Raw genomic sequence first — 13,092 nt, forward strand, 5'->3', positions numbered from 1 at the left:
CTGCCAGACGTATAAGGGTTATTTGTTGGTGTGAAAGTCGGCTAATATTGGATGCTTACGCTGTTTCGGATAATTTTATCCTATCAATAATAAAAAAACGAGGATATGTTTATTAAACATTTCCTCGTTTTTTTATGCTATCTTGTTATCGCTTCTTACGAAATAATAATCAAAAAGATAGCTTTAACTCTCAGGCGGCTACTGCTTCTCTCTCAGCAGAAGTATTAGCCCAAGTATTTCATTAGTACGCGAGCGTTTCCACTTTCGCGGATCTTCTCAATAGCCTTTTCTCGGATTTGGCGCACACGTTCGCGTGTAAGTGCCATTTCGGTTCCGATTTCCTCTAACCCCTTTTCCTGACAACCGATACCAAAACATTCTGTAACGATTTTGATTTCACGTTCTTTCAAAGTGTTTTGAAGAACAGCACGGAGATCGTCTGACATTGATTCGAAGTCTACACCCTTGTCAGTGCGAGAGTCGTCGCCTGATGAAAGCATATCGCTCATAGAGTTGTCGTCATCATCACTAAAAGGAGCGTCGATACTCATGTGGTGATTGTCTGCACTTTGACTTTGGCGAATACGTGCCTCGTCAATACCAGTCATTTCTGCCAACTCATGGATAGAAGGACGACGGTTGTGCTTTTGGATAAACTCGTTGGTTACTTGGTTAATCTTTGAGATAGCACCCACCTGATTTAAAGGTAAGCGCACGATACGGCTCTGTTCTGCTATTGCCTGAAGAATGCTTTGGCGAATCCACCACACAGCATAAGAAATAAACTTGAAGCCACGTGTTTCGTCAAACTTCTCGGCGGCTTTCACTAAGCCTATGTTACCCTCATCTATCAAGTCGGTCAATGACAAGCCTTGGTGCTGATACTGTTTAGCTACAGATACCACGAAACGTAGATTAGCTTTGATAAGTTTCTCCTTTGCACGCTCGCCCTTACGACCACCTTTATGGATTTCTTGAGCTAATTCTATTTCCTCATCAACGGTAATCATGGGTTCTCGACCAATCTCTACTAGATATTTATCGAGTGCTTCACTAGATCGGTTGGTGATACTTTTTGAAATCTTAAGTTGTCTCATGAATTATAATGCCTCCAAAAATAAAATTATACAATCTACCCATTATACGCAAATGGCGTGCAAAGTTACGCAAAATAAAGGCTTTATCCTATCGAATAAAGCCTTTTTATAAAGATTTAACTATAAAATCTATATTTTCTCTGTAGAAAACGGACTATTTGTCTAACAACTTGGTGTTACTTTCTATTTTCACGTTGGTACCCATTGCCTTAATAACCCCTTTGGTAGCATAGTCGGTTATCCAGTTGCTTTTATTGATATGAGCAGTTTCTGTCATGTCAAGGTCGATCTTGTCCATACCCATTTGCTTAAACTGTGCCCAGTTGCTAAGCACTTGTTGAGCCATCGCATCGTCGCCACCTTGTTCCTTTATTTGGTTTGCAATATATGCTTTAGCATCTTCTTCGCTCATAGTGGCCTTGCTTGTGCCAACGATAGCAGTAGTGCCAAGCACGGAAGAGATGGTATAGGTAGTTTTTGCTTTTACACCGTTAATATTTCTTTCTGCAACATCACCCGTTTTGAGGGTCTTACCATATAAGGCATAAATACCAGTTTCTTTGAGGGTCTTAATTAGTTTTTCTTCAGAATATTTTGTTGAAAGTGCCAAGATGAGCTTTGCCTTAGGTACTTGTTGTTCAAGCTCTGGAGTCTTTTTGTAGAGTTCATCAATCTTTGCTACCGCACCTTTTGAAATCTTTGCTGCTACATCATTGTAGTTTACAATCTTTATAACCTCACCATCTTTGTTAGTTTGTAACAAGAATGGTGTGTTTTCTAGGTATTGTATAAAGTCGGAAATGTTTTCAGCAAGATCTTCGTTACCTTCTGGCTTAATGCTAGTACAGAGGTCTTCTAATACGAAACCATCGGCATTAGCTTCTTTTACTGTAATAGTTGATAAGGCTGTAACCTTAGCTTGTTGTGAGCCTGCACCCATTGGAAGGTCAATTTGCATAGAGGTTACATTCTCATAGTGTGCCACATCGCCTTTCTTAAAGTTGGGCTTGATGAGGGTTTGTGCATTTGCACAAAGTGATGTTGCTAGGATTGCAACCGATAGAATAAGTTTTTTCATAAACGTTATATATATAGCAGTTAAACAAAAATCCGCAGCACAAATTATAAACTTGTGATGCGGATATATTTTAATGATATTAATATGATCTAGCGATAAGAACACGATATTTAGCAGGCTTGCCACTTACCATATCGGTGCCAGGTGTCTGTTCAAACATATAAGGCACACATCGTATTGTTGCTTGTGTTTCTTCCTTAATCTTAGCTTCGGTTTCCTCTGTACCATCCCAATGGCAAAGGAAGAAGCCGCCGTCCTTAACCTTCTTCTTAAACTCTTCGTAGTCATCACATTCGTAGATGCGAGCATTGCGGAAGTCGAGTGCTTTCTCAAAGATATTGTCTTGAATATCGTTGAGTAAGTTCTTCACATAGTCGGCAATACCGTCAAAGCTGACGCTTTCCTTTTCCAGCGTATCGCGGCGCATTACCTCAATAGTGTTATTCTCTAAATCGCGTCCACCCATAGCCAAACGAACGGGGACTCCCTTTAGCTCATAGTCGGCAAACTTAAAGCCTGGTCGCTTATTGTCGCTATTGTCAAACTTCACAGTGATGCCAGCCTCACGAAGATCGTCGATTACTGGTTGAAGCTTATCGGTTAGCTGTTGTAACTGTTCTTCACCCTTGAAGATAGGCACGATGACTACCTGAATAGGAGCAATCTTTGGAGGAAGCACCAAACCATTATCGTCGGAGTGGGTCATGATCAATGCACCTATCAAGCGGGTGCTAACACCCCATGATGTAGCCCATACATACTCTGGTTTGTTTTCTTTATTTAAGAAAGTAACATCAAAACTCTTTGCAAAGTTCTGACCTAGGAAGTGAGATGTACCGCTCTGCAACGCCTTACCATCTTGCATCATAGCCTCAATAGTATAAGTGTCAAGCGCACCAGCAAAACGCTCTGTCTCGCTCTTTACACCTTGAATTACAGGCACTGCCAACCATTTCTCAGCAAAATCGGCATACACCTTTAGCATCAATTTAGCTTCCTTTTCTGCTTCTTCCTTAGTGGCGTGAGCAGTATGCCCCTCTTGCCACAAAAATTCTGATGTGCGAAGGAATGGGCGGGTACGCATTTCCCAGCGCATAACGTTACACCACTGATTACACATCAATGGGAGATCGCGCCATGAGTGGATCCAGTTCTTATAAGTGTTCCAAATAATAGTTTCACTTGTTGGGCGAATAATCAATTCTTCTTCTAGCTTTGCGCTAGGGTCTACCTCTACGCCACCACCATTCTCTTTGGTCTTTAATCTATAATGTGTAACTACGGCAGCCTCTTTAGCAAAACCCTCTACATGTTCTGCCTCACGAGATAAGAAGCTTTTCGGGATTAGTAGGGGGAAGTAAGCATTTTGTACACCAGTAGCCTTAAACATTTTGTCAAGTTGTGCCTGAATATTCTCCCAAATAGCGTATCCGTAAGGTTTAATTACCATACAGCCACGTACAGCCGATTGCTCTGCCAAGTCAGCTTTCACTACTAAATCGTTGTACCATTGAGAGTAGTTATCAGCTCTCTTGGTAAGCTCTTTTAGTTCTTTTGCCATATTTATTATTAATGTTATTTCTTCATGTTTAGGGGAAATCCTTTTGTTTATAGGCAATTCCCTTTTGAAACATCGAATTATGTTGGTATCTTTGTGCAAAATTACAAAAAAATGTTGGCAAACAGATAATCGTACATTAAATTGTTTACCCTTACATAAGGATAACAATTAAAGTAGTACAATAATGCTGTAGGATTTGAAAAGACAAAACTATATAAGTTATGAAGAATGTTAAGGTAATAACAGCAGGCTTATGCGTGCTTTCAGTTGTAAGTTGTAACACAAAACAAGGTACAGGAACATTAATAGGTGCTGGTGGTGGTGCTGTTCTCGGAGGTATCTTAGGTCAGGTAATAGGGCATAATGGCAAGAGTACAGCTATTGGAGCAGCTATAGGTAGTGTTATCGGAGCTGGCGCAGGTGCTTTGATAGGTCATCACATGGATAAGGTGGCTCGTGAGGTTGCATCTCGTGTTCCTAATGCTTCTGTCGAGAAAGTTACTGATGCTAACGGTTTGCAGTGTGTAAAGGTAACTTTCGATTCTGGTATTCTTTTCCCTCTCAATAGCTATACTTTGAGCAGTGCTTCCAAGAAAGACCTTTACGAATTTGCTAAGGTGATGAAAGCTAATGCCGATTGCGATGTTGCTATTCAGGGCTATACTGATGCTTCAGGTAGCGATAACATCAATTTGCCTTTGTCTCAAAATCGTGCAAATGCTGTTTCTTCTTGCTTGCGTAGCAATGGGGTTTCAGGTCGTCAGATCCGTTCGGTAGAAGGCTTAGGTAGTGCTAACCCTATTGAGAATGCTCGTGTAAGTCAGAAAAACCGCCGTGTGGAAGTTTACATGTACGCTTCTGAGGATATGATTAATAGTGCAAATAATGGTACTTTGAAATAGGTCGTTTTCTAAACAAAAATAAAGGTACTATATACACAAAGGGTATCGGGTGTGTCAAAATAGGCACACCCTACTTGTTGTTTTAATTATTGCTTTACGAATTGAATAGGCCCTAAAATCTTTCATTTGTACCTCTCTTTCTTCTTTTGTTCTTATTAATCCTCACCATTTCTTCAATGCTTTGATATTTAGGCTTAGAAATTACTTCCATAAGCTCTTTTGCATAGCCCAAGAAACGAACAATTTTGGCAAAACTGCTCAAAGATACTTCGCCAGTATGCTCGAAACACTGTATACTAGACAGAGGGGCTCCACTTGTAACTGAAAGTTCTTTCTGCGACATGTTTTTTCCAATCGGCGAGATCGACAATCATTTGCTAGTCTTTTCTGAATATCTTGACTCGAAATAGGTTCAAATATATACATGTTTAGAAATTAACATATTAGTTGTAATATTATATAATTGCATTTAGCAATTAATATGTTAGTTTTTACAAAAATACTAATAAGTATAGAAAAGATCAAATACTATCGTTTATATTTGCTAGCTAAATGATATTGCTTATAAAGTATATGCTAAAAATTCACTACCTTTGTCTTTATAAAAAATAGATGATGGAGCAATATTACAGAGACTTTGGAAGTTGGCTGCGTGAAGAGTTTCCCTTTAAAGTGCAGAAGATTTCGATAGATGCAGGCTTTACTTGCCCTAATCGCGATGGAAGCATTGGTAGAGGAGGGTGTATCTATTGCGATAACCGAACGTTTAATCCGTCGTATTGCTCCGATGATAAGAACTCGGTAACGAGGCAGTTGGAAGAAGGAAAGCGTTTTTTTTCGGGTAAGTATCCTGCTATGAAATACCTTGCTTATTTTCAGGCTTACACTAACACTTATGGCAGTGTACAACACTTGATGAAGCTATACGATGAGGCTTTACAAGTGGAGAATGTGGTAGGACTGGTTATTGGAACCCGTCCCGACTGTGTGAGCGACGAGCTGTTAGATTATTTTACGCAACTGAATAAGCGCACTTTTCTGCTTGTAGAGTATGGTGTGGAGAGTTGTAACGATAAAACATTAGCGTTGATTAATCGTGGACACGACTTCGCATGTTCACGCCGTATGATAGAACGCACTGCCGAACGTGGTATTCGTACAGGTGCACATATAATCTTAGGATTACCGGGCGAGGACAGAACCGAAAGTATTCGACAAGCACCTATTATATCTTCCCTTCCGCTCACCACTTTGAAGATCCACCAAATGCAGATTATCCGTGGAACAAAGCTTGCCAAGATGTATAATGAAAATCCGTTTCACCTCTATACTGTAGATGAATACATCGAGTTGATAGCCGATTATATTGCTTTGTTGCGCAAAGACTTAGTATTGGAACGCTTTGTGAGTCAGAGTCCAGCCGAGCTGTTGATTGCTCCTAAATGGGGATTGAAAAACTACGAGTTCATCAATCGACTGCATAATTATCTTAGGAGACATAGTACTCCTTTTTGACATAGTAACATAGTATACAGACATAGTAACATAGTGTCTTGATATAAGTAACATAGTAAATGGGCATAGTACTATGTTGCTTATGTTTATATCTTTTATTGTTTTGTCTTTGCTTTTCCTTTGTTTTTCCGTAACTTTGCCAACTCATAAGGCAGTGTTCTGGCTCTGTCGCTGGCATGCTTCGGTGTGCGAGAGGAAAGTCCGGGCAGCATAGGGTATCCTGCTTCCGAAAGTAGAAGCTATTGGTAACAGTAGATGAAGGTAGAAGAAAAAACCGCCATTCGCAAGGATTGGTAAGGGTGAGAAGGTGGTGTAAGAGACCACCAGCAGTTGGGTGATCAGCTGGCTGTGCCGTTCAGGAGCTGCAAGTTCATGTAAACCGTTGTTTGAGGGTTGCCCGCCCGAGTCTTAGGACACAACGGAGGGTAGAACGCTAGAGCTATGGAGCAATTCATAGAGTAGATAAATGACAGGCGGTTTGCACATCGAAAGAGGTGTAAAATACAGAACCCGGCTTATAGGAACACTGTTTTACCCCATACGCTTTGTCTCCCTCTACAAGCAAATGCTTGCAGAGGGACAGGCGAGAGGAGGGGATTTTTCAATGATAATAGGCGTATATTATGAAAGAATGGCATAACCCTTCTACTTTATTAAACGATTTTCAGCATAAGGTAGAAAACAAAATTAAGCGATTAGACGGCACACCCGGTTTCCCTGTTCGCAGTGAAAAGGTGTCGGAAGAAGAATTGTCCGACTATCTTTTCTACTATCAAGCAGCCTTGGATAGTGGTGGATCGGAGCGCACGCAATATACCATTGCGGGTATTTTAATCGTTCTTCCTATCTTGGTTATTTCGGCTATTCCCGATAAAAATCTACCCTTTACGGGGATGCTTAGCGTTATTATGGCTGTGGCAATAGGTTTAGTGCTTTTTGTTATCTATCGAATTATTTCCTCTATCATGGTGAAAACCAAAGTGAGAAAAGTAAAATCGGAATATCCAGAGGCAAAGCGTTATGTAGACGAAGTGCTTGCCTTTGATAAATAAGGTGAAAGGATTATTTTATGTGGCAGTATATTATAATAGGTGCAGTGTTAGGCATTGCGTTCTATTATGCGTTTAAAAAAATCAGAGAAACAATAGTATCGGCAAACGATCCGTGTGGAGGTTGTAAAGGCTGTGCCATCCATAACAAACTAAAGGAACAGCAAAAATTAGAGGGGCGTTCGAAGCCCATTTGTCATAGTGATAACCAATAACAGCGGCTTTTAGTTAAAAAATATTCGGAATATTTGGTGGAGTAGAAGATAATTACTATCTTTGCAACCGCAAAACAGCAATGGTGCCTGGGCCGGTCGGTTAGGTAACGGTCTGCAAAACCGTGTAGGGCGGTTCGATTCCGCCAGGCACCTCATAAGAAAAGGCTTCTCAAAAGAGAAGCCTTTTTTGCGTTAAGGAGGTTAAAGTTACATCACACCGATGAGTTCTACTTCAAAGATGAGTGTAGAGCAAGCTGGTATATTGCCATTGCGCTTGTTGCCATATCCTAGCATATAGGGGATATAAATGCGAAAGATGTCACCTTGATGCATGGCTTGAATACCTATTTGGAAACCTTCTATTAGTTCATTAACACGGAAAGCCTCTGGGTATTCGTTGTCCCAATTGCTATCGAAAACCTCACCTGTAATAAGGCTACCCTTATATTTACAAGTAACAATAGAGCGCGCTGAAGGCGAGATTGAGCCTTCTCCTTTCTTGATTATATCAGCCATTACGCCGTCTGCAAGGGCTAAAATGCCTTCTTTCTTCTTTATTTCTTGTAGAAAACGTTTGTTGCGGAGCTTGTAGTCTTGTTTATTTCCCATATATTCATATTTATTCTAGGTGCAAAGATACAAAAAAAAAGAGGCATATCTGTAGTTAAGGATATGTCTCTTTTGTTTGGGTTAAAGCTAAGCTATATGCTTACAATAATGCTTTAAATTTCTCATCAAGAACAGCCTTTGATGCTGCACCAACAAACTTATCTACTAGCTCACCACCCTTGAAGAACAAAATAGTAGGAATGTTGCGAACATTGTAGTCGATTGCTATATCATCGTTTTCCTCAACATCGCACTTACCTACAACGATTTTTCCGTCGTAATCTTCTGCCAATTCAGAGATGATAGGACCTATCATCTTGCAAGGACCACACCATGTTGCCCATAGGTCTACTACCAATGGCAACTCGCCATTCTTCAAACTTTCAAAGTTTTCTGATGTAATTTTTACTTCCATCGTTTCTTTTTATTTAAATGTTAATACTATATTTTTCTTTGTTATATTACTCTGTTATCAAATACTATGCCATAAAGCACAAGCGATTTAATTAACTTTGTATTCTATATTATCGTAACTATCAAGCTCAGTAATTAGCTTTCTGTCAAGATTTATACCTGCTCCACGGCTATGGAGAAGCAAGTTGTCATTCTTAGGATCGCGCAACTTAAAATAAAGTTGAGTATTACCGGGATGCTTTTCAAAAACAGAGGTCAGTTCGTTTACCATGTCTTCGTTTAGCGTTGACGGATCTATGCTAAGCGTTAAGCGTTCAATACGATTGGTTTTCACATCGTATAGCTGTTGAACATTTTGCACATTAAGCGAATAAAGATCTGGATTATATCGGTAGCGTTGCTGACATTTTGCTGTAACGTATACGGTATAGCTTACTTTTAGGAAGCTACTCCATCGTGTCCAATCGTCTCCAAAGAGCGCAATCTCGCCTACACCCTCAAAGTCTTCTATAGTTACAAATGCATAAGGTTTACCCGTTTTCTGCGAGAAAGCTTCGCGAACATTGGTTACAATGCCCCCGAAAGTTAATTCTTCTGTCTTTGCTAGCGCTACCATATCGGCATTTCGGCTGATTTGTGAGCAATGAGTGTTGCAAAGATGATTGAGGACTACCGAAAATTCATCTAGTGGATGAGCCGAAAGGTAGATACCTACCAGTTCACGTTCTTTGTTCAATTTCTCTATGTTTGCCCATGCTTCAGCAGGAGGCACAGCGGGTCGTGCTACGGGAATACTATCAAATCCACCAAATAGAGAGTTGGCTGCTTCTGCTTTTGAGGTTTGATACAGCTGCCCATAACGCAATAGTGTGTCAAGGAAAGCTTCTCCTTTGCTGTTTACTCCAAAGTATTCTTCACGACGTGTGATTGTTCCGAGCGAATCAAAACCTCCACTATATGCCAAATTTTCGATTACTTTTCGGTTAATACTGCTAAGATCTACACGCTCTACAAAGTCGAATATATCCTTATAAGGACCATTTGTTTCCCTTTCTTTCACAATGTTTTCAGCAGCTCCTGTACCTATGCCTTTGATAGCAGACAGCCCAAAGCGTATCTCACCACGCTTATTTACACCAAAGCCTATCTGACTTTCGTTCACATCAGGGCCAAGTGTTTCTATCTTTAAGGCCTTACATTCCTCCATCAATTTTGTGATTTCAGTAATTTGACTAAACCGTCTAGTCATCAACGCAGCCATATATTCTGCAGGATAATGTGCTTTGAGGTAGGCTGTTTGGTAAGCCACCCATGAGTAACAAGTGGCATGCGACTTATTGAAAGCATAGCTTGCAAACTTCTCCCAATCGCTCCAAATTTTCTCAAGAACCTTTGGGTCGTGTCCATTTTCTTGCCCTTGCTTGATAAACTTAGGCTTCATGGCATCAACGATGTTCTTCTTTTTCTTACCCATCGCCTTACGAAGTGCATCACTTTCGCCACGTGTAAAGTTGGCTAACTGGCGTGAAAGCAACATCACTTGCTCTTGATAAACAGTGATGCCGTATGTATCCTTGAGGTATTTCTCCATGCAAGGAATGTCGTATTGTACAAGGGTAGGGTCGTGTTTACGCTTGATAAAATCAGGGATATAGTCCATTGGACCTGGGCGATACAACGCATTCATTGCAATTAGATCCTCAAACACAGTGGGATGTAACTCGCGAAGATACTTCTGCATACCAGCCGATTCAAACTGGAAAGTACCTACTGTCTGTCCTTTTTGGTAGAGCTGGTAAGTAAGTTCGTCGTCAATTGGTATTTTTTCGATGTCGATTTCCTTGCCAGTAGTTTGCTTAATTACCTTGCAAGCCTCTTTCAACTCCGACAAAGTCTTCAGTCCAAGAAAGTCCATCTTTATCAGTCCAGTACTCTCAATCACGTGTCCATCATATTGGGTTACGGGCACTTTTTGATCAGGGTAGTCTGGATCGGTAGCTGTAGATACAGGCACCCAATCATCAATAGGATTACGGCAGATAATAAATCCACAAGCATGAATACCCGTTCCGCGCACCGTTCCCTCTAGCATTTTTGCATATTTAATGGTATTGCGTTCACGTTCGTTCTCGCTCACCATTGCTTCTTGCAGCATCGGTGTGCATGAAATGGCATTCTTGAGGTTCATTTTTAAACCGTCAGGAAGTCGGTCGGGGATAGCTTTACATAGCGCATTCGAGCGATCGAGTGGTAATTTTTCTACACGGGCAACATCTTTTATGGAGTTCTTTGTAGCCATAGTAGAGTAGGTAATGATATGTGCACAGTTTTCATGTCCATACTTATCCATTACCCATTGTAGCACTTTGCCACGTCCATCATCATCAAAGTCGGTATCAATATCAGGGAGATTAACACGGTCAGGGTTCAAGAAACGCTCAAAAAGCAAGTCGTATTTTAGAGGATCAATCTTTGTAATACCTAGACAATAAGCCACCACCGATCCTGCGGCAGATCCACGTCCGGGACCTACTATTACACCAAGTTCGTTCTCTGCAGCATTGATAAAGTCTTGCACTATAAGGAAATAGCCTGGGAAACCCATAGTTTTCATCACGTGAAGTTCAAAGCGGATACGGCTATCGACCTCTTCAGACAATTGATCCCCATACAAACGCTTAGCCCCATCGTAGGAAAGTTTTGCCAAATAATCGGCTTCAAACTTAATACGATATATCTTTTCATAACCACCTAAACGCTCTATTACCTTTTTAGCTTCGTCTTCTGGCAATGGATTTTCACCATTTTCATCGGAAGTAAATTCTTTTAAAAGATCTTCTTCGCTAAATTTCTGTCGCCATTCCTCTTCTGTTCCAAAATCTTCTGGGATAGGGAAGAAAGGCATAATGGGCCCGTGATCGATGTTGTACATCTCCACTTTGTTTAAAATCTCAATGGTATTTGCCATTGCTTCTGGCACGTCTTCAAACACTTGGTTCATCTCCTCACGCGTCTTAAACCACTCTTGTTTCGAGTAGCGCATGCGCTTAGGATCGTCTAAATCCTCATTGGTAGAGAGGCAAAGCAAGTGGTCGTGCGCTTCAGCAGTTTCCTTGTCTTCAAAGTGGCTATCGTTGGTACATACTAGTTTGATGCCATATTCTTTCGAGAATTGCATTAAAACCTTGTTTACCTGTTGCTGAAGTGGGTATGCTTCGCGGTTGGCAATGAGTGTAGGGTCGGTTACTTCATGTCGTTGAAGTTCAAGATAGAAATCCTCTCCAAACAAGTTTTTATACCATAGACATGCCTCTCTTGCCCCCTCTATATCACCCTTTCTGATCTTTGCCGGTATTTCTCCTGCTAAACAAGCCGTACAAACAATAAGGTCTTCATGGTATTTTTCAAGCTGTTCACGGTCGGTTCTTGGGCGGTAATAATAGCCATCTACCCATGCATTCGATACCAGTTTTATAAGGTTTTTATAACCATTATAATTCTTAGCCAACACCACTAGGTGATAGCCCGAGTTATCATGCATTTCTTTCACCTTATCTGTTTGCTTGCGGCGAGCCACATACATTTCACATCCAAAGATGGGTTTGAAAGGTTCTTCTCCATTGGCTTTACGCTCTTTGTTCTTCTTTGCGCAGTAATCAGCAAATTCTTTGATGCCAAACATCACGCCATGATCGGTGATAGCCATACCTTTCATACCATCCTTTATGGCTTTGTCAACGAGGTTGTTTATCTTCGACTGACCATCGAGAATAGAATAGTGGGTGTGAACGTGTAAATGTATATAATCTTCCATTAAGCTTAGCTGTTTTGAGCTTTCAAAGTTACGATGAAAAGGGCATATAGCCAAAACTTAATTCTTAAATATTTGTTTGAGTAATGAAAAAGGCTTACCTTTGCAAGGTACAAAATTTTGTCTTAATAAATGGGAAAAATAAGAAAGAAACTTAAGAAGATACGTATTCATCATGAAGGAACTAACACATTGTGGTCTTCCGCAATAGTCCTTACTCTAATAGCATTAATTCTTTGGTTTACCATTCCTTCCAAAGTTCCTTTTGGTATATTTGTTGTAGTCTTTGGAACAATCTTCGGAATTGTTTTAAATTTTTATCGTTGTCCTATTCGCTATTTTGAATCGGAAGATACCGAAGGTATAGTAGTAGCTCCTGCCGATGGTCATATTGTTGTTATTGAGGAGATTGACGAAGATAAGTATTTTTATGACAAACGTTTGATGATCTCTATTTTTATGAGTCCTTTTAATGTGCATGCTAACTGGTTTCCTGTAGATGGTGTGGTGAAGTATGTAAAACATTTTAATGGTAATTTCCATAAGGCATGGTTGCCTAAAGCAAGTGAAGAAAACGAGCATACGGATGTTATCATTACTACTCATGATGGTCAAGATGTGTTATGCCGACAGATTGCAGGAGCAATGGCTCGTCGTATAAGGACATACGCTGTAGAGGGTGAAGAATGTTATATAGATGAGCATCTTGGCTTTATAAAGCTAGGTAGTCGTGTAGATGTTATTCTTCCTATAGATGCAGAAGTGTGTGTGAAGATGGATCAAAGCACTACTGGCGATAAAACCGTTATTGCAAAATTAAAGACAAAGAGTGAGGCTTAAT

General features: G+C 40.4%; 12 protein-coding genes, 1 tRNA gene and 1 other RNA gene. 7 read left to right on the plus strand and 7 right to left on the minus strand.

Annotated elements, in window-relative coordinates:
* Nucleotides 1-224: 224 nt before the first annotated feature.
* From PREBIDRAFT_RS00625 to proS, 3 genes are all read right to left on the minus strand, one after another.
* Nucleotides 225-1,097, minus strand: a complete 873-nt coding sequence (locus PREBIDRAFT_RS00625) for a sigma-70 family RNA polymerase sigma factor (RefSeq protein WP_004337325.1) — start codon at nucleotides 1,095-1,097, stop codon at nucleotides 225-227.
* 154 nt (nucleotides 1,098-1,251) lie between these two features.
* The gene (locus tag PREBIDRAFT_RS00630; protein WP_004337327.1) at nucleotides 1,252-2,175 is read right to left on the minus strand and encodes a hypothetical protein; all 924 of its coding nucleotides are present in this window, start codon (nucleotides 2,173-2,175) and stop codon (nucleotides 1,252-1,254) included.
* A 79-nt stretch (nucleotides 2,176-2,254) separates the two neighbouring features.
* Nucleotides 2,255-3,736, minus strand: coding sequence for a proline--tRNA ligase (gene proS, locus PREBIDRAFT_RS00635; protein WP_004337329.1), 1,482 nt, complete (start codon nucleotides 3,734-3,736; stop codon nucleotides 2,255-2,257).
* A gap of 221 nt (nucleotides 3,737-3,957) precedes the next feature.
* On the opposite strand from proS, the gene PREBIDRAFT_RS00640 reads away from it, so the two are divergent.
* The gene (locus PREBIDRAFT_RS00640) at nucleotides 3,958-4,638 is read left to right on the plus strand and encodes an OmpA family protein (RefSeq protein WP_004337331.1); all 681 of its coding nucleotides are present in this window, start codon (nucleotides 3,958-3,960) and stop codon (nucleotides 4,636-4,638) included.
* Between the two features lie 112 nt (nucleotides 4,639-4,750).
* Here the strand turns inward: PREBIDRAFT_RS00640 and PREBIDRAFT_RS11330 are convergent, their stop codons facing one another.
* Nucleotides 4,751-4,981, minus strand: a complete 231-nt coding sequence (locus PREBIDRAFT_RS11330) for an XRE family transcriptional regulator (protein WP_230959356.1) — start codon at nucleotides 4,979-4,981, stop codon at nucleotides 4,751-4,753.
* A gap of 272 nt (nucleotides 4,982-5,253) precedes the next feature.
* Here PREBIDRAFT_RS11330 and PREBIDRAFT_RS00650 point away from each other — a divergent pair, with 272 nt between their 5' ends.
* From PREBIDRAFT_RS00650 to PREBIDRAFT_RS11335, 5 genes are all read left to right on the plus strand, one after another.
* The gene (locus PREBIDRAFT_RS00650; RefSeq protein WP_004338960.1) at nucleotides 5,254-6,153 is read left to right on the plus strand and encodes a TIGR01212 family radical SAM protein; all 900 of its coding nucleotides are present in this window, start codon (nucleotides 5,254-5,256) and stop codon (nucleotides 6,151-6,153) included.
* A gap of 151 nt (nucleotides 6,154-6,304) precedes the next feature.
* Nucleotides 6,305-6,687: RNase P RNA component class A (rnpB, locus tag PREBIDRAFT_RS10785), an RNA gene on the plus strand.
* A gap of 89 nt (nucleotides 6,688-6,776) precedes the next feature.
* Entirely contained in the window at nucleotides 6,777-7,205 is a 429-nt protein-coding gene (locus PREBIDRAFT_RS00655) for a hypothetical protein (RefSeq protein ID WP_004337334.1), read from the plus strand.
* Between the two features lie 17 nt (nucleotides 7,206-7,222).
* A complete protein-coding gene (locus PREBIDRAFT_RS00660) occupies nucleotides 7,223-7,417 on the plus strand; it encodes a hypothetical protein (protein ID WP_004337335.1) in 195 nt (64 codons plus the stop codon).
* An 82-nt stretch (nucleotides 7,418-7,499) separates the two neighbouring features.
* Nucleotides 7,500-7,570: transfer RNA gene (locus PREBIDRAFT_RS11335), tRNA-Cys, on the plus strand.
* 54 nt (nucleotides 7,571-7,624) lie between these two features.
* On the opposite strand, the gene PREBIDRAFT_RS00665 is transcribed toward PREBIDRAFT_RS11335, so the two are convergent.
* The 3 genes from PREBIDRAFT_RS00665 to dnaE form a co-directional block, all read right to left on the minus strand.
* The gene (locus tag PREBIDRAFT_RS00665; protein ID WP_004337336.1) at nucleotides 7,625-8,026 is read right to left on the minus strand and encodes an FKBP-type peptidyl-prolyl cis-trans isomerase; all 402 of its coding nucleotides are present in this window, start codon (nucleotides 8,024-8,026) and stop codon (nucleotides 7,625-7,627) included.
* Nucleotides 8,027-8,126: 100 nt separating this feature from the next.
* Nucleotides 8,127-8,441: a thioredoxin gene (gene trxA / locus PREBIDRAFT_RS00670; protein WP_004337337.1), complete on the minus strand. Its 315-nt coding sequence runs from the start codon at nucleotides 8,439-8,441 to the stop codon at nucleotides 8,127-8,129.
* An 87-nt stretch (nucleotides 8,442-8,528) separates the two neighbouring features.
* Nucleotides 8,529-12,254 carry a DNA polymerase III subunit alpha gene (gene dnaE / locus PREBIDRAFT_RS00675; RefSeq protein WP_004337338.1) on the minus strand — a complete coding sequence of 1,242 codons (3,726 nt, stop codon included), beginning with the start codon at nucleotides 12,252-12,254 and terminating at the stop codon, nucleotides 8,529-8,531.
* 129 nt (nucleotides 12,255-12,383) lie between these two features.
* Here dnaE and PREBIDRAFT_RS00680 point away from each other — a divergent pair, with 129 nt between their 5' ends.
* Nucleotides 12,384-13,091 carry a phosphatidylserine decarboxylase family protein gene (locus PREBIDRAFT_RS00680; RefSeq protein ID WP_004337339.1) on the plus strand — a complete coding sequence of 236 codons (708 nt, stop codon included), beginning with the start codon at nucleotides 12,384-12,386 and terminating at the stop codon, nucleotides 13,089-13,091.
* The last annotated feature ends 1 nt before the right edge of the window (nucleotide 13,092 follow it).

It is taken from the genome of Prevotella bivia DSM 20514, from assembly GCF_000262545.1.
In the GTDB taxonomy this organism is placed as follows: domain Bacteria; phylum Bacteroidota; class Bacteroidia; order Bacteroidales; family Bacteroidaceae; genus Prevotella; species Prevotella bivia.

What these genes read in the sequence shown, in the direction of transcription:
- PREBIDRAFT_RS00625 (WP_004337325.1), bottom strand. Translation starts at nt 1,097, where the DNA reads ATGAGACAACTTAAGATTTCAAAAAGTATCACCAACCGATCTAGTGAA.
- PREBIDRAFT_RS00630 (WP_004337327.1), bottom strand. Translation starts at nt 2,175, where the DNA reads ATGAAAAAACTTATTCTATCGGTTGCAATCCTAGCAACATCACTTTGT.
- proS (WP_004337329.1), bottom strand. Translation starts at nt 3,736, where the DNA reads ATGGCAAAAGAACTAAAAGAGCTTACCAAGAGAGCTGATAACTACTCT.
- PREBIDRAFT_RS00640 (WP_004337331.1), top strand. Translation starts at nt 3,958, where the DNA reads ATGAAGAATGTTAAGGTAATAACAGCAGGCTTATGCGTGCTTTCAGTT.
- PREBIDRAFT_RS11330 (WP_230959356.1), bottom strand. Translation starts at nt 4,981, where the DNA reads ATGTCGCAGAAAGAACTTTCAGTTACAAGTGGAGCCCCTCTGTCTAGT.
- PREBIDRAFT_RS00650 (WP_004338960.1), top strand. Translation starts at nt 5,254, where the DNA reads ATGGAGCAATATTACAGAGACTTTGGAAGTTGGCTGCGTGAAGAGTTT.
- PREBIDRAFT_RS00655 (WP_004337334.1), top strand. Translation starts at nt 6,777, where the DNA reads ATGAAAGAATGGCATAACCCTTCTACTTTATTAAACGATTTTCAGCAT.
- PREBIDRAFT_RS00660 (WP_004337335.1), top strand. Translation starts at nt 7,223, where the DNA reads ATGTGGCAGTATATTATAATAGGTGCAGTGTTAGGCATTGCGTTCTAT.
- PREBIDRAFT_RS00665 (WP_004337336.1), bottom strand. Translation starts at nt 8,026, where the DNA reads ATGGGAAATAAACAAGACTACAAGCTCCGCAACAAACGTTTTCTACAA.
- trxA (WP_004337337.1), bottom strand. Translation starts at nt 8,441, where the DNA reads ATGGAAGTAAAAATTACATCAGAAAACTTTGAAAGTTTGAAGAATGGC.
- dnaE (WP_004337338.1), bottom strand. Translation starts at nt 12,254, where the DNA reads ATGGAAGATTATATACATTTACACGTTCACACCCACTATTCTATTCTC.
- PREBIDRAFT_RS00680 (WP_004337339.1), top strand. Translation starts at nt 12,384, where the DNA reads ATGGGAAAAATAAGAAAGAAACTTAAGAAGATACGTATTCATCATGAA.